This is a genomic window from Polycladidibacter stylochi, assembly GCF_001562055.1.
GTDB classification, from domain to species: domain Bacteria; phylum Pseudomonadota; class Alphaproteobacteria; order Rhizobiales; family Stappiaceae; genus Pseudovibrio; species Pseudovibrio stylochi.
In genome coordinates this window covers 98,219-113,658 of record NZ_LLWE01000025.1, presented here as the reverse complement: position 1 = coordinate 113,658, position 15,440 = coordinate 98,219, and the positions used below count along the sequence as shown (strand labels likewise).

Below are 15,440 nucleotides of genomic sequence, written 5' to 3'. Positions count from 1 at the left end.
TTCGTTACATATCTATTGTTCCAGCAAGATAAGAATATATTGCATTTTGTTCGGCGTTGTTAGAATTGAATTGCCTCAGGGCGAATCGCATTGGATAGTTATCGCGATTTGACAATGTTGAACTCCCTTTGCTGTCGGAATGTTTTCTACAGGAACATTTGTTGAACATATTGTAAATTCATTATTTATCACAGTATGTTATTTTTAGTTGCTGAATTGGAACAAAAAAGGTACAAATAGCTATCTTTTGAATCTCTTAGTACGACATGGAATAAGGGGCCTGAACCAATGGCACAATCATCACTCCGCCTTGTCGAGGGCACTGAAATGGATAAATCAAAAGCACTGGATGCAGCGCTTTCTCAAATTGAACGGGCTTTCGGTAAAGGCTCAATTATGCGAATGGGTCAAGATCAGGTTGTTGAAGTGCAATCGATCTCTACCGGGTGTTTAGGGCTTGATATTGCTCTGGGTATTGGTGGCTTACCCAAAGGGCGTATTGTAGAAATTTATGGGCCTGAGTCATCAGGTAAAACGACTTTGGCATTACATACTGTTGCTGAGGCGCAGAAAGCGGGGGGGATTTGCGCCTTTGTTGATGCGGAACACGCGCTGGATCCGGTATATGCTCGTAAACTCGGTGTGAAGATTGATGATCTTTTGATTTCGCAACCGGATGCCGGTGAGCAGGCGCTTGAGATTGCCGATACGCTGGTGCGTTCGGGGGCAATTGACGTTTTGGTGGTTGATTCTGTTGCAGCGCTTACGCCCAAGGCCGAACTGGAAGGTGAAATGGGTGATTCTCTACCCGGTTTGCAAGCGCGTTTGATGAGCCAGGCCCTGCGAAAACTCACAGCATCGATTTCCAAATCCAACACCATGGTTATTTTTATTAACCAGATACGTATGAAAATCGGGGTTATGTTCGGCTCACCAGAGACGACTACGGGTGGTAATGCCTTGAAATTTTACGCTTCTGTGCGCCTGGATATTCGCCGCATTGGCGCGATTAAAGACCGTGATGAGGTGATAGGCAACCAGACCCGTATTAAGGTGGTTAAAAACAAGCTTGCACCTCCGTTTAAGCAGGTTGAGTTTGATATTCTTTATGGCGAAGGTGTTTCCAAACTAGGCGAATTGCTTGATCTGGGGGTCAAGGGCGGGATTGTCGAAAAATCCGGAGCTTGGTTCTCGTATAATTCGCAGCGTTTAGGGCAGGGGCGTGAGAACTCGAAACAGTTTCTCCGGGAAAACCCAGAAATTGCAGATGAGATTGAACTTGCTATACGCCAGGGGGCCGGACTTATTGCCAAAACACTTGAGGACCCAAGTGGTGGTGAAGCCGCTCAAAGTGAGGCAAGCATAGAGGTGGTACCTGAAACAAGCGGGACAGCGACAAAAGGGCGGAGAGGTGCGCGAAAGAGTTAGCTTGCTTTCACCGAGCTTAAAAAAGGACTTAGAGAAACGTCCGAATTGCGGTGTTTTGCCTTATAACTGCTCAATGGTTGCCGGGTACTATTCGTATCTTGAGTAACTGAACGGTTTACTTGGTTGGGGAGTGTCTCTTAATCGTTTTGCTTAGGGGGCAAGTGGAGTATTGCTTGCCCTTTTTGTTTGCAAAGCTGTGTATACGGACCGTTTCATGTTACTGCCCATAAAAACTATAGGGTTTTGCGTGGACATCGGCTCTTGGGGTGGATAAAACGAGCACAATGTTTAGGGCAACTCGGGAAGTTTTGCTGCTTTTGAGAGTGCTCTTGGAAAATAGGTTCGGGACCGCATTGCGGACCTTTAAGAAGATGGACAGCTATACCTATGAGTGGCGTTAATGAAATCCGGTCGACTTTTCTCGACTACTTTAAAAAACACGGTCATGAGGTGGTTCCCTCAAGCTCTTTGGTGCCACGCAATGACCCGACTTTGATGTTTACCAATGCGGGTATGGTTCCTTTTAAGAACGTATTTACTTGTTTGGAAAAACGGGATTATGTACGGGCGACTTCTTCGCAAAAATGTGTGCGTGCTGGCGGTAAGCATAATGATCTTGATAATGTGGGCTACACAGCCCGACACCATACCTTCTTTGAAATGTTAGGTAATTTTTCCTTTGGTGATTATTTCAAGGAGCAGGCGATCGAACATGCATGGAACCTGTTGACCAAAGAATTTTGCCTGCCGAAAGAAAAACTTGTCATTACAGTTTTCTCTGAGGATGATGAGGCTTTTTCTCTTTGGAAAAAACTAACCGGTTTTGCGGATGAAAAAATAATCCGTATTCCAACCTCTGATAATTTCTGGTCTATGGGTGATACTGGCCCTTGTGGCCCGTGTTCTGAAATCTTCTTTGATCATGGTGAGCATATCTGGGGTGGTCCTCCTGGTAGTCCCGAGGAAGATGGCGATCGTTTTATTGAAATTTGGAATCTCGTATTTATGCAATACGAGCAAACGGCAACAGAGCGTTTGAACTTGCCGCGCCCTTCTATTGATACAGGGATGGGTCTTGAGCGATTTGCAGCTCTTATGCAAGGTGTTCACGATAACTACGATATTGACTTGTTCCGTGCCTTGATTGCGGCTTCGGAAAATTTAACGGGAGTTGAGGCCGAAGGAAAAGCGCGTGCAAGTCACCGTGTTATTGCTGACCATTTGCGCTCTACAGCCTTTTTGATAGCTGACGGCGTTTTGCCTTCTAACGAGGGGCGTGGCTATGTATTACGGCGTATTATGCGCCGTGCTATGCGCCATGCCAACCTTTTGGGGGCACGAGATCCGATCATTTATAAAATGCTACCTGTTCTGGTGCGTGAAATGGGTCGGGCGTTTCCTGAGTTGCTTCGCGCCGAAAAATTGATTGAAGAGACAATCCAGCTGGAAGAAAAGCGGTTTATTAAAACGCTTGAGCGTGGCCTTAGCCTTTTGGATACAGCTGTTGATGGCTTTGGTGAGGGGGATGAGCTGGATGGTGAAACGGCCTTTAAGCTTTACGACACCTATGGTTTTCCGCTTGATCTAACACAAGATGCGTTACGTGCTAAAAAGATTAGCGTTGATACCGACGGCTTTAACAGTGCCATGGAGCGGCAAAAAGCCGAAGCCCGCGCCGCTTGGTCGGGTTCTGGTGATGCTGCTACGGATAGCATTTGGTTTGCGATCAAGGACAAGGTGGGTTCAACCGAATTCCTCGGTTATGAGAGCGAGCGGGTTGAAGGTGTTGTGAGCGCACTTGTGGTAGAAGGTGCTGAAGTAACACAAATTACCGAAGGTGCTAACGGGTTTATGGTAGTAAACCAAACCCCGTTTTATGGAGAGTCCGGTGGCCAGGTTGGTGATACGGGCGTACTTTTGGCAGATGGCGTGGAAGCGCGCATTACCAACACGCAAAAGAAGACCGATGGCGTTTTTGTACATAGTGTTGAAGTTGTTAAAGGCACTTTAGCCGTGGACTTGGCTGTTGAACTGGTTGTTGATGGTGTGCGACGTGCGGCTATTCGCTCCAACCACTCGGCAACTCACCTTTTGCATGAGGCATTGCGCGAAACCCTTGGCGAGCATGTGGCGCAAAAAGGGTCGCTGGTTACCAGTGAGCGTTTGCGCTTTGACTTTTCGCACCCTAAGCCTTTAAGTGATGAGGATATTAGCGGTATTGAACATTTGACCAATCAGGTCGTACTGCAAAATACTGCGGTTGAAACCCGCTTGATGGCTGTAGATGACGCTATTGAAAGCGGTGCGATGGCACTGTTTGGCGAAAAATACGGCGATGAAGTGCGCGTTGTTACCATGGGTGACGACTTGAGCGGTAATAAACCTGGTAAGGCTTATTCGGTTGAACTATGCGGTGGCACTCACGTGACGCGCACCGGTGATATTGGCCTTGTGGCTGTTGTGAGTGAAGGTGCTGTGGCTGCCGGTGTGCGCCGCGTAGAAGCACTGACCGGCAATGCGGCACGTGCATACCTTGCCGAGCAGGATGCACATATGAAGGCAGCGGCCAGCCTATTGAAGGTTGCCAGTGCCGATGTTCCTGCTAGGGTTTCAGCGCTATTGGATGAGCGCAAAAAACTAGAGCGCGAGCTGGCTGAGGCAAAGAAAAAAATGGCGATGTCTGGCGGCGCTCAAGGTGAACAACCTGTAACTGAGGCGGGCCGGTTCAAGTTGATGGCACGGGTGACCGAGGGGCTTAATCCAAAAGACCTAAAGGGTCTTGCAGATGAAGCAAAAACATCACTTGGCAGTGGCGTGGTTGTTTTGATCAATAGCGGTGAAGAGGGCAAGGCTGCCATTGTTGTTGGTGTTACCAAGGACCTTGTTGGTGATGTAAGCGCTGTTGATCTGGTGCGTTTGGGCTCTGAAGCACTTGGCGGACGCGGTGGCGGCGGGCGCCCTGATATGGCGCAGGCTGGCGGTCCTGATGCTTCGAAAGCACCAGCAGCGCTTGAAGCTATTACGAGTTTCTTGAGCGGGAAATAAAAATGAAGGCTGAAGAGTTCGTCTCTTCAGCCTCTGCTTTAAGCAGTCAGTTGCTTTCTAGTAATAGTCAATGGCTAATGAGCTAATCTTTTTATACTAGTGCGACTAGTTATGCAGATAACTTCGATTATTGAGGTTTTGAGTTGGTGTGATTTGGGGAGACACCTACTCTGTTGGGCAAATGCCTCAATAATTGACCGCCTAAAACGTAACGGTTGATGGGGCTCGTTTTAGTGGCAGTGGCGTTTACGTGCTAAGCGCAACTCATCGGCCATATCATCTGCTGCCTCTAAGTAATCATCGGCATCCTTGATTTCAAATGCTATGCGCATATCGTCGGCGATATCGATCATACGTTCTGATCCGTATTCTTCTGATATATCCTCCGCGATCTCACTTGATAGATCCAGCACTCTACTAAATTTAGGGGATACCTGATTACCAGTTAAGAATACTTCGTCACCTATATCTTCCATGAGTTCGATTGTATCATCTATTTCGTCACAGGATAGACCATGGGCAAGGGCAGAGGTTGTTAAGGTGGCGTAGATAAAGAAAAGGCATGTTATTTTTTTTAGTGCCATTGTAATACTCCATTTTGTACTTTTACATTAATCACTCGTAATTGTGTGGTAGTGCTGTGCAGCACATAAACCGTGAATTATTTATCGATAAACGATAATTGTTATTATTGCACATGCAAACTTCTTTCAAGTTGTATTTTATAATAGGAACAGAGTTTAATTTGTGGCTCTTAATCATTTGGTTGTATGCACTTGCTACTTATTGCTTGATTGGCACTGAATAATCCAAGGTCTTGATATGACCACTAAAACTGAAGTTTACAGTTTACTTGAAAGAGCGAGCTACGGAAATAAAAGGGCCGTTTTCGTTGAACGGGTTATCATGTTCTTTATTTTTTTGAATGTGACCTTTGCTGTTCTTGAGACCGAGCCTTATTTTGATCGAAATTACCTGCGGATTTTTTTCTACCTTGATTTACTCGCCGGCCTAATATTTCTAACCGAATATATTTTAAGGGTATGGGTGGCGGATTTGCATTCTAAAGCAAGAGGACGCAGTGCGTTTTCTGCACGTATCAACTATATGATGCAACCTATGGCAATTATCGATTTTCTTGCCGTTTTACCGCTATTGCTCTCTTTTGTATTACCGCTTGCAGACTGGAAAGCACTTATTGTTTTACGTTTATTGCGGTTTTTAAAAATTGCGCGATATTCGCCAGCATTACGCTCGTTGTCCAGCGCATTGAGTAGTGAGAGAAAAGCAATTCTGGCCAGCCTCATAATTATATTTGGAAGTGTTTTGATTTCTGCAACACTAATGTTTATTGCGGAGCGGGAAGTGCAGCCCGATAAATTTGGCAGTATACCTTCCTCTATGTGGTGGGCATTTGCGACATTGACAACCGTTGGTTATGGCGATGTCGTACCTGTTACTTCTTTAGGCCGATTTGTAGCCAGCCTTTCTATGTTGGCCGGATATTGCTTATTTGCTTTACCAGTTGGTATTATTAGTAGTGCTTTTGCCCGGGAGATTAAAAGCCGGGATTTTGTCGTTAGCTGGTCGATGGTGGCTGAGGTACCTATGTTTTCCAGCTTAACAGCTGCAGAAATTAAAGATGTTGCGCATTTGTTGCACTCGCACAGCATTGGTACTGGCGAGGCGTTGATTATGCAGGGCGAAGCGGCCAGCAAGCTTTATATTATTGCCAGTGGCAAACTCGCTGTTTTATCGACTGATGGCAGCGAGGAGCAGCAGGTATTTGAAGCCGGTGATAGTTTTGGGGATTTATCGCTTAAGAAAAAACGTAGTCAGCAACAAACGATACGGGCTTTAGAGCCGACACAGCTTTTGGTGCTAGATCGCAGTGATCTTCGTAAACTGATGAAACGAAAACCAGATCTTGCTCATAAACTGCGTGAAGTTACTAAAAGAGAGCCCTAGATTTGAGTTAAAATTAGGGTTTGAAGACTTCGGTTAAATTTTGAGCCTTATTGGTCCAGATGTAACCTGAAAAATTTTCAAGCGGCTTTAGCTCACTCATTTTATCAATGCCTTCGGAGGTGGCCGCTTTATTGCGTGGCCCCATGGCGATAACTTGTGTGTTATTGTGCTTCATTAGTTGAGTGAAACGATGTGGCCAGCCCCAAATATATGCTGTGTAGTTGGAAGGTACAGCTATGATTGTGTTCTGACACATTGGTGAGGCATAGTTAAACCAACCGGTAAGCAGATGCGAAAGCAGGCAGTATTTATTCTCTTTTTTAGTGAAGCTACTTATTTGGGGTAGGTGTTTTTGCAAATAATGGATTGGAATTTCAGCACCGTAAACTGACCAAATTTTTTCTGCGAATTCAGGGTTTTTTTTCAAGAGTCTTATAAGAGCTTCGGCTTCTCGGGTGTGGCTTGATTTGATGTTGACGAGGAATTCACCTTCTACACTCTGGAAAACTTCGGTAAGTGAAGGCATTGCTTCTTTATAGCCACGAAACGGGTAGCTCATGCCACCATCTGCTGTATAACCCCAACCAATATCAAGATTTTTTAATTGTGCCATAGAGTATGAAGCGGTATTGCCTTGTCCGTTTGTGCGACAATCAACCTGCCAATCATGAAAAACGGCCAGTTGATTATCGGTGGTGCGGTGTATGTCCAACTCAACAACTCGTGCGCCGGCTGCAAACGCTGCCTGCATTGAAGATATGGTGTTTTAAAGCAAGTTGTGGGTCGGGGGGGGCAATGAGCCTTGCTGTACAGGTGCTGTTGTCAACTTTCGAGCGGTCAAAGGTTTGATGTATACCCCTATGGGCAATAAGCTGCGGCTTCTCGGTTTTATCGGGGTGATTGTACAAGAAATTGAAAATGAAATTGGTTGAAAAGATAGTGGCAATAATAGCTAAGAGAAACTTAAAAATACGCATTGATTAGAGCCCAAAATGAAATTGGTGATTAGAACCCAAAAAGAAACTGGAACAAATACTGTATTTTGAAATCGGTCGAAATAAGGCGATTGGTGAGATTATATAACGAAAAAGGCACCCCGAAACGAGGTGCCTTTTAACGTAATTTCTAAAGTGGGTTAGGCTACCGTTGTTGCCATAGCCTTTTGCAGGTTCTCGTCGACTTTGTCGAGGAAGCCAGTAGTGGTCAGCCATTTTTGGTCCGGGCCAACCAGCAGCGCCAAATCTTTGGTCATGAAGCCGCTTTCAACGGTTTCGATGCAGACGCGCTCAAGCGTTTCGGCAAAAGCCTTCAGCTCGGCATTGTCATCCAGTTTGGCGCGGTGCGCCAGACCACGGGTCCATGCGAAGATAGAAGCGATGGAGTTGGTGGATGTCTCTTCACCCTTCTGGTGCTGACGGTAGTGACGGGTCACAGTACCGTGTGCAGCTTCTGCCTCAACGGTTTTACCATCTGGTGACATCAGAACGGAGGTCATCAGACCAAGTGAACCAAAGCCCTGTGCAACAGTGTCGGACTGTACGTCGCCGTCGTAGTTCTTACAGGCCCAAACGTAACCACCGGACCACTTCATGGAAGCAGCCACCATGTCATCAATCAAGCGGTGCTCGTACCAGATTTTTTCAGCTTCGAATTTCTCTTTGAATTCGGCGTCGTAGATTTCCTGGAAGATGTCCTTGAAGCGACCATCGTAAGCTTTCAAGATGGTGTTTTTGGTGGACAGGTAGCAAGGTACCTTACGGCCCAGCGCGTAGTTCATGGAAGCACGGGCGAAATCGCGGATGGAATCATCCAGATTGTACATCGCCATGGCAATACCGGAGGACGGCGCATCAAACACCTCGTGTTCGATCTCGGTGCCATCTTCGCCAACGAACTTAACGGTCAGCTTACCCTTGCCCGGGAATTTGAAATCGGTCGCGCGGTACTGATCACCAAAAGCGTGACGGCCAACAATGATTGGCTGGGTCCAGCCCGGAACCAAACGTGGTACGTTGGACATGATGATCGGCTCGCGGAAGATCACACCGCCCAGGATGTTGCGGATTGTGCCGTTTGGCGAGCGGTACATGCGCTTCAAGCCAAATTCTTCAACGCGCGCTTCATCAGGAGTGATCGTCGCACATTTCACGCCCACGCCATGTTCTTTAATGGCGTTTGCAGCATCAACGGTGATCTGGTCATCGGTGGCATCACGTGCTTCAATACCCAAATCGAAATACTTCAGGTCGATGTCCAGATAAGGGTGAATCAGCTTATCCTTGATGAGTTTCCAGATGATGCGTGTCATCTCGTCGCCGTCGAGTTCGACGACAGGATTGGCTACCTTAATCTTCGCCATGATGCTCTCCCTCATGCTTGCGCAATAGAATGGTGGTTAGTCGATTGTAAAAGTTGCTGGTTGTATACAGGTGTGCGCAATTTTTGTCCAGTCTTTAAGGCTGAACTCCCCTATAAACTTGGAGTTTATCGGGTTTAAGAGGGGCTGAACAGAAGCGAATAGAGTTTCAAGGCATTATTTGCAAAGTGGGGCAGGGGAATTCATAGCCTGCCCGCTTTGATTGCCAGTATTAGGGATTGTCATTCTTGGATTGGCTATGAAGCTCTGAGGCTTGATTTTGCCGCCATGGCAATGGCCAGATAGCTAATTCCGTTGAACATTATTGAGCATCCTGTCAGTAAACCGAGGATAAACAGTGAGGAGCTCGGAAAGCCATAGAGAATGCAAAGACCTGCAATTAGTGAAATCAAGCCAGCCCACAGCAGCCAGCCCCAGCCATCGTGCGGTCGCAGTTTCAGGGAGAATAATATTTGTGAAACACCGTAGGCGATGAAGGTTATTGCAATAATAAACGTAATAGTAATGGTGCCGATTAACGGGTTGTAAAGGATAAACAAACCGCCAGCTAGTGAGATGAGGCCGACAATAATTTGCCATGTGATGCCTTTCCAGCCTCTAACATAAAAAGCATGGAAAAGCTGCAGTACGCCAAGGGCGACCAAGCATATGGCAATGATAAACGTGACAGCATAGGTTGAGGCCATGGGCATGGCAATAATCAAGGCTCCACCGAGAATCATAAGAATGCCAAGGGTTAAAAACTTGCTCCATGAATTTTGCAGTGCTGTGCTTATGGTATGCGGTAGGGAGGCCGTTTCAGGTGTTTGTGATGCGGACATGCGCTGTTCCTTTTGAAGTCGCGATTATGTCTTAGTCATGTGTTTATTTGATCTGCTTTTTGTTGTTTTAAGTTTTGTGGTGCACTGGATATCGTTTAATGTTTTTTGCGTATCTTTTAGGAAATGCCTGTCTTCCTTTTAAAAGACACGCTTACTTTTTGAAGATACTCTATGGAAAATCCTATTATCTTTTGCATAGTATGGCTTGCATGAGGGCTTGTATACCCGAGGGATGTAACGCACTAAGTCTATGTTATGTATAGATACTCACTATGATTTTAGCTTTATTTGGGGATGCGGAAAACGCCGTATAATAAAGCTGGCTGTATTGGCGGAATAGTGCGTTATAAGAGGCCAAATGCCCGAGCGCGAAAATGAAATATGGATAGCTTATAAAATGCAAGAACAACAAGCACATGAACTGGAAATAAGTGGCGTAGAGCTTGCCGCACCAGCAGTCATATTGTGTGAACCGCAATTGGGTGAGAATATCGGCATGGTGGCCCGGGCAATGGCCAATTTCGGGCTTATTGATTTGCGACTGGTGAACCCGAGAGATGGTTGGCCTAGTGATAAAGCGCGCTCTGCAGCGTCGCGGGCTTTTCACGTTATTGATAATACCCGCGTGTTTGATGATGTGGAGAGCGCTGTTGCCGATTTGCAATATGTTTTTGCCACGACAGCGCGGAATCGTGACATTCCCAAGCCGGTGATTGATGCAGAACAAGCTGCCCAAGAAGCAATGGCCCAGACAAAGCGCGGGGTGAAGGTGGGGTATATGTTTGGTCGTGAGCGCTGGGGGTTGAATAACGACGAAGTGGCGTTGGCCAACAAGATTGTTACGTTACCGGTCGACCCGACCTATGCTTCGTTAAACATTGCGCAAGCGGTGTTGGTTTGTGCCTATGAATGGCGTAAGGGGGCAACACAAAACAGCCTGCCCTTTACCCTTGAAGATGCAGATGGCGAACCTGCCAGCAAAGACGAGATGAACTATTTCTTCAAGCATATTGAAGAGGCTTTGGAGTTGCGCGGTTTCTTTCGCCCGGCCGAGAAGAAGCCGACAACAGTGCGGCGTTTACGGAACATATTCCAAAAAGCCAACTTAACAGGCCACGAGGTGCGTATTATGCGCGGGGTTGTGGCGTGTTTTGAAAAATACGGGGTGAAGAGAAAAGGTGAATAAAGCACAGGGTGCACCTTACCGTGAGGCACTCGTAGAGCCAGAATTACCCGCGTTTGAAGGGGTGATGCCGCTCGTTTTGCAAAGCTATTTGCGGGCTCGCGATGTGGCGGGGCGCGTTCTGGTGGTTGATAGCGGTGTTGGGGGCTTGAGTGTTCTTAGTGAGCTGCAACGGTTTTTGCCAAGGGAGTGCTTTGTTTATCTTATGGATCAGGCGGCATTTCCCTACGGGGGCTGGAAAGCCAAGGATTTGCAGCGTTATTTGGTTGATTTGATTTGCAAGGTGGCAACACGTTGGCAGGTCCGGGCGGTGGTTGTGGCTTGTAATACGGCCTCTACCCTCGTGCTGCCTGCACTGCGGGCGCGATTGGCTGTGCCTATTGTTGGCACTGTACCGGCGATTAAACCGGCGGCGGCGGCGAGCCAAAGCGGGGTTATTGCGGTATTGGCAACGCCTGGCACTGTGCAGCGTGATTACACGCGCGATTTGATCGCACAGCATGCGCAAGGGGTCCATGTGGAACTGGTTGGTTCGGCAAATCTGGCGGCCATTGCCGAAAACAAGCTATATGGTCGTGGTGTTGATGCTGCACTGCTTTGTGAGGAAATAAGGCCTTGCTTTGTCGAGAGGCTGCAAGGGCGCTGCGACCAAATTGTGCTTGGCTGCACCCATTATCCGTTTTTAATTGAAGAAATGCAGCAAAACTCGCCTTGGAAAGTGCGCTATCATCAGCCGGCCAAGGCAATTGCAAGGCGTTTGCATACTGTGTTGCAAAGCGCTGCGCCGGATGTGGCGCTTAGAGACATTTTTTTAACAACAGCGGTGAGCTGATTGGTCGCTATGTTAAGCTAAGGGCAATTACTAGAGGCAAGAGATATGGGTTGCCTCCATGGCAGTTGCCTTAGTTTGCATTTGCTTTGGTATTAGTACAGTGGCGGATGTGGGTTGCCAGAAGCTCAATCGCCGCTTTTGGATCGTCAGAGTTGAGCAAATCCAGCATTTGATAGTGTTCTTGCAATGCCATATCCTTTTTCACGATATTCTCGCCTAGGTAAGCACTAATTGCGCGATGCTTAGCGGTAATCATGGAATAGCTTTCGCATAAATATTCATTGTCGCAGAATGAGAAGAAAGCGTTGTGGTATTCGGCATCTAGTGCCAAGAAATCTCGAAAGCTTTTGGTTTCGTGTGCTTGCGGCATTTGCGCGGTTATTTGCTCTAGTGTGGTAATGAGCGGCTTCAAATTACGCTTAATAGCCAGATCAAGTGCTGCTTGCTCTAGGATAATTCGATGCTCGGCAAACTTGGGCAGGTCCACGCTATCGAGCGAGAAAACATAAGTGCCCTTTTGCGGGCGGACCTCTACAAGACCTTCAACTTTCATTTGTGCCAAAGCATGACGAACCGGTGTTTTACTGATGCTTAACAAATCAGCCAATTCGTTTTCCGAGAGGTTATCGCCGAGCTTGAAGGTGCCCTCAATAATCGCTTGTCTGAGTTTGTCTGTTGCAATTGTGCTTAGTGAAGGTGGTCGTGTAATTTCTTGCATTATCTTGTGATCTCGTTCCTCTTGCCAAGCCTGTCGCGTAAAACCTATGCCTGTATTTGCAAACAGGTATGCTCATTGGCAAGATGATGCTTACTCCCTAACCTAGCGGTGTTGCAACTCTAGTATCTGAAATACCAGATATTGTACACTATATTCATTAGGCTACTATAAAGCTATATATAACGCTAAGTTATTTTTTACGCAATCCTAGATTGAGATTAGTTTTGCGAACTAATTGATGCTTAATTGCAAGCAGGAACAATGTAGGTAAGTTACGGGGTAGGGGTCCGGAGTGCTATGTTTTTTCTGGTAACAAGACCCCGGGCTCTATTTGCTCTGCTTTAATGCATTCAAGAACTCATCAATGAAGGTTCATATGCCTCGTCACAGCGAAACGGCTCCATTTTCTATGGTAAGTGCCAGAATATCCGCAATAGCAACGTCACGAGAGTACTTCCCTTGTTTGACAGCGAGTGCTGCTGCTGCTCCTACTGCTTGGCCCATCGCCATACACGTGCATTGAGCGCGAATACCTGCTAAAGATTTTCTGTCTGCGGATAGAATCCGGCCTGCGACGAGTAGGCGATTGGTGCCTTTGGGAATTAGGGCGCGGAAAGGGACTTTGGGAATAAGCTCTTCGGACTCATGAAAGATCTCATCGCAACCGTTGTCCTCGTTATGAAGATCTATATAATTGAAAGCGTTACAAATACTGTCTTCATAATCTGTTGCTGCCATGAATTCATCCAGAGTGACGATGTGCTCTCCAACAACACGGGCACCTTCGCGCGATAATGCTCTGGTGTACATTTGCTTAAGGACAGCACGTTCTGCTCCAGGGATTTTTTCGCGCACCCATTGATAGACGCGCAGCATTCGCTTGCGACCTTCAATGTTCGCGGCAGTTTGACCGTTCGCATCAGTCGTGTCGCAACCATAAATATGGGTCGAGTTGTGTCCGCCCATTTGCAAGTACCAAAGGAACGGGTAGATACCGAAATAAGCCCAGTCACCTTTTTCCAACTCGCCTTTTTCCATGGCTTCATCGTATAGTTTTTGGACTTCGCCTTGCCAGACTTGCTGCATATCAATACCCTCAATGCGGTATTGCAACGTGCCGGGCTGGCGTTTGTCCGCCTTTACGACGGGCAGGTTAAGGGCACGGACGGCATCGGCATCGCCCGAGCAGTCAATAAGCTCTTTACAGTGCGTGATACGTTTGATCCCTCTGGCATAAGAGGTGACGACCCACTCATTGGCATCTTGTTTCACCTCACCAACAAACTCATGCAAATGAATTTCGACACCTGCAGAAATGGCTTCTTGCTCGGCAAGTGTTGCGTAAATTGGAACACTGATATTGCTGTAGTATCCAGGGGTATCAATGGCGCGGCGCTCTTGGTAGCTCTTGACCCGCAACCCTTCAATTTCTTTGGAGCGCTTGAACAGCTCCCAGCCAATGCCTTGTACGACGGCTTGCCGGGGGGTGTGCCAGTGGTTGGGCATGAATACACCGCCATCGGTCATGGTACCACCGAGCATGGAGCTTGCTTCTAGTAGTGATACCTTTACGCCTGCACGCCCTGCTTGAATAGCCGCTATGTGACCCGATGTGCCTCCACCAACAACAAGTACATCTACGGTTTCGTGAACTGTTCTCATGATTATACCTCGCGTAACATATTGTAATTTATTTTTTTAATCCATGCGTGCCCCTTGTGTTTTTAGGGCGGACTGCAACTGCGTTATTTCCAGTTCGTTAAACGAGACATTATTTTTTACTGAAAGTGCTGCAGCTGTACCTGCTCCCTGGCCGGTTACCGTACAACACATCATGTTGCGCATTGAGGTGTGAGCAATGACATCTGCAGATATACAGCGACCAGCAACAATGAGGTTTTCAACGTTTTGCGGCACCAGGCAGCCATAGGGGATTTGGAAGTAGCGGCCGGTGGTCGGCAGAATGAGATAGCCACTGCCGTCGATAAATTCCGGGAAGATGCCGATGCTGTCTTGGCAGCGCCCTTGGTTCAAGACATGTCCTTTTGTAACGCGTGTTCTGCCTTCAATTTGGCGTGATTCACGGGTTCCTAGCGTCATGCCGAAGTTGCGCAGGCGTGCGTTTTCAAAGCCCGGTACATAATGGCGTAGCGCATCAATAGCCCAGATTGCTTGCTGGCGACCTTCAATTTCGGCGCGGGTGATATCTAGGACATCGGTTGAATCAAAGCCAAATGCGTAGACCATATTGAGCTGAAGCGCTTCGCCAGTTTCCGTGAAAGTTGACCATGTTCCGGCAATTGCACCAGCATCTCCGGGGATTATCCCCTCTTCATGAGCACGGGTAAAGATTTCCTCCATAAAGGGGCTGAACATGTCATCCTCTTTTTTGTCGGTGATCACATCCCAGTTTTTACCCCAGTCAGCATAGGTGGGCTTGAGCTCTTCATTGACAAACGTATTGAAGCGGTTTGCATCAACACCTGAACAGGTGAACATGACAGTGACACCCATTAGTTTGTCTTTATCGCGTTTGGTGTATGGCGCTCCTGCCCTATGGGCGACGTCTGCATCGCCTGTACAATCTATAATTCGTTTTGCCAGTATGGCCTGACGGCCTGATTTGCTTTCTACGATCACGCCTTTGAGGGTATTGTTTTCTTTTATAATATCTACTAGTTGTGTGTGAAGAAGAGGAGTTACACCGGCCTCAGTTACCATACGGTCTGCGATGTATTTGAAGCCTTCTGTATCAATCACTTCGCTAATCGATTGCGGTTCGGGACGGGTAAAGCCGAGCTCTTTTGCGCGGCGTTCAAACTCGCGGCCGATGCCTTCACAGTCATTTGTTCCTTCGTGGCGATACCAAGCAAAGCTTTCCACACCAACTTGAGTGAGAACTCCGCCAAAGCAGCCAAATCGTTCCATTAGGACCGTGTTTGCACCGGTTCGAGCTGATGCTATTGCTGCTGCAAGTCCTGCAGGGCCGCTGCCCACCACAAGCACTTCGGTTTCCATTAGGACGGGGATTTCTTTTGCCGGTTCTTTGATTGTTTTTGTCATATTTA

General features: G+C 47.3%; 12 protein-coding genes. 5 read left to right on the top strand and 7 right to left on the bottom strand.

All coding sequences use genetic code 11. From position 1 onward, the window contains the following. Positions 1-288 precede the first annotated feature (288 nt). Positions 289-1,428: a recombinase RecA gene (recA, locus tag AYK67_RS09650; protein ID WP_173645112.1), complete on the top strand. Its 1,140-nt coding sequence runs from the start codon at positions 289-291 to the stop codon at positions 1,426-1,428. 387 nt (positions 1,429-1,815) lie between these two features. Then, positions 1,816-4,473 (top strand): alanine--tRNA ligase, encoded by a 2,658-nt coding sequence (alaS, locus tag AYK67_RS09645; protein ID WP_068085634.1) that lies wholly within the window; start codon positions 1,816-1,818, stop codon positions 4,471-4,473. Positions 4,474-4,703: 230 nt separating this feature from the next. Here the strand turns inward: alaS and AYK67_RS09640 are convergent, their stop codons facing one another. Next, positions 4,704-5,057 (bottom strand): hypothetical protein, encoded by a 354-nt coding sequence (locus AYK67_RS09640; RefSeq protein WP_068085631.1) that lies wholly within the window; start codon positions 5,055-5,057, stop codon positions 4,704-4,706. Positions 5,058-5,295: 238 nt separating this feature from the next. On the opposite strand from AYK67_RS09640, the gene AYK67_RS09635 reads away from it, so the two are divergent. Then, positions 5,296-6,441 (top strand): cyclic nucleotide-gated ion channel, encoded by a 1,146-nt coding sequence (locus tag AYK67_RS09635; protein ID WP_068085629.1) that lies wholly within the window; start codon positions 5,296-5,298, stop codon positions 6,439-6,441. A gap of 13 nt (positions 6,442-6,454) precedes the next feature. Here the strand turns inward: AYK67_RS09635 and AYK67_RS09630 are convergent, their stop codons facing one another. The 3 genes from AYK67_RS09630 to AYK67_RS09620 all read right to left on the bottom strand — a co-directional run bounded on the left by AYK67_RS09630 (position 6,455) and on the right by AYK67_RS09620 (position 9,639). Beyond that, positions 6,455-7,201: a glycerophosphodiester phosphodiesterase family protein gene (locus AYK67_RS09630; RefSeq protein ID WP_420800599.1), complete on the bottom strand. Its 747-nt coding sequence runs from the start codon at positions 7,199-7,201 to the stop codon at positions 6,455-6,457. A gap of 375 nt (positions 7,202-7,576) precedes the next feature. Continuing rightward, positions 7,577-8,800, bottom strand: coding sequence for an NADP-dependent isocitrate dehydrogenase (locus AYK67_RS09625; protein ID WP_068085623.1), 1,224 nt, complete (start codon positions 8,798-8,800; stop codon positions 7,577-7,579). Positions 8,801-9,054: 254 nt separating this feature from the next. Then, positions 9,055-9,639: an HdeD family acid-resistance protein gene (locus AYK67_RS09620; protein WP_068085621.1), complete on the bottom strand. Its 585-nt coding sequence runs from the start codon at positions 9,637-9,639 to the stop codon at positions 9,055-9,057. A gap of 397 nt (positions 9,640-10,036) precedes the next feature. Between AYK67_RS09620 and AYK67_RS09615 the strand changes: the two genes are divergently transcribed. Continuing rightward, positions 10,037-10,825 (top strand): RNA methyltransferase, encoded by a 789-nt coding sequence (locus AYK67_RS09615; protein ID WP_068086424.1) that lies wholly within the window; start codon positions 10,037-10,039, stop codon positions 10,823-10,825. Next, positions 10,818-11,654 carry a glutamate racemase gene (gene murI / locus AYK67_RS09610; RefSeq protein ID WP_244266905.1) on the top strand — a complete coding sequence of 279 codons (837 nt, stop codon included), beginning with the start codon at positions 10,818-10,820 and terminating at the stop codon, positions 11,652-11,654. The genes AYK67_RS09615 and murI overlap by 8 nt, the downstream gene beginning before the upstream one ends. 70 nt (positions 11,655-11,724) lie before the next feature. Here murI and AYK67_RS09605 read toward each other — a convergent pair whose 3' ends face one another. The 3 genes from AYK67_RS09605 to AYK67_RS09595 form a co-directional block, all read right to left on the bottom strand. Next, on the bottom strand, positions 11,725-12,372 hold the full coding sequence (locus AYK67_RS09605; RefSeq protein WP_068085620.1) for a GntR family transcriptional regulator: 648 nt from the start codon (positions 12,370-12,372) through the stop codon (positions 11,725-11,727). Between the two features lie 384 nt (positions 12,373-12,756). Beyond that, on the bottom strand, positions 12,757-14,034 hold the full coding sequence (locus AYK67_RS09600) for an FAD-dependent oxidoreductase (RefSeq protein WP_068085619.1): 1,278 nt from the start codon (positions 14,032-14,034) through the stop codon (positions 12,757-12,759). A gap of 36 nt (positions 14,035-14,070) precedes the next feature. Beyond that, entirely contained in the window at positions 14,071-15,435 is a 1,365-nt protein-coding gene (locus tag AYK67_RS09595; protein WP_068085616.1) for an FAD-dependent oxidoreductase, read from the bottom strand. Positions 15,436-15,440: the final 5 nt, after the last annotated feature.

What these genes read in the sequence shown, in the direction of transcription:
- recA (WP_173645112.1), top strand. Translation starts at nt 289, where the DNA reads ATGGCACAATCATCACTCCGCCTTGTCGAGGGCACTGAAATGGATAAA.
- AYK67_RS09640 (WP_068085631.1), bottom strand. Translation starts at nt 5,057, where the DNA reads ATGGCACTAAAAAAAATAACATGCCTTTTCTTTATCTACGCCACCTTA.
- AYK67_RS09620 (WP_068085621.1), bottom strand. Translation starts at nt 9,639, where the DNA reads ATGTCCGCATCACAAACACCTGAAACGGCCTCCCTACCGCATACCATA.
- AYK67_RS09615 (WP_068086424.1), top strand. Translation starts at nt 10,037, where the DNA reads ATGCAAGAACAACAAGCACATGAACTGGAAATAAGTGGCGTAGAGCTT.
- AYK67_RS09625 (WP_068085623.1), bottom strand. Translation starts at nt 8,800, where the DNA reads ATGGCGAAGATTAAGGTAGCCAATCCTGTCGTCGAACTCGACGGCGAC.
- AYK67_RS09600 (WP_068085619.1), bottom strand. Translation starts at nt 14,034, where the DNA reads ATGAGAACAGTTCACGAAACCGTAGATGTACTTGTTGTTGGTGGAGGC.
- AYK67_RS09605 (WP_068085620.1), bottom strand. Translation starts at nt 12,372, where the DNA reads ATGCAAGAAATTACACGACCACCTTCACTAAGCACAATTGCAACAGAC.
- AYK67_RS09595 (WP_068085616.1), bottom strand. Translation starts at nt 15,435, where the DNA reads ATGACAAAAACAATCAAAGAACCGGCAAAAGAAATCCCCGTCCTAATG.
- alaS (WP_068085634.1), top strand. Translation starts at nt 1,816, where the DNA reads ATGAGTGGCGTTAATGAAATCCGGTCGACTTTTCTCGACTACTTTAAA.
- AYK67_RS09635 (WP_068085629.1), top strand. Translation starts at nt 5,296, where the DNA reads ATGACCACTAAAACTGAAGTTTACAGTTTACTTGAAAGAGCGAGCTAC.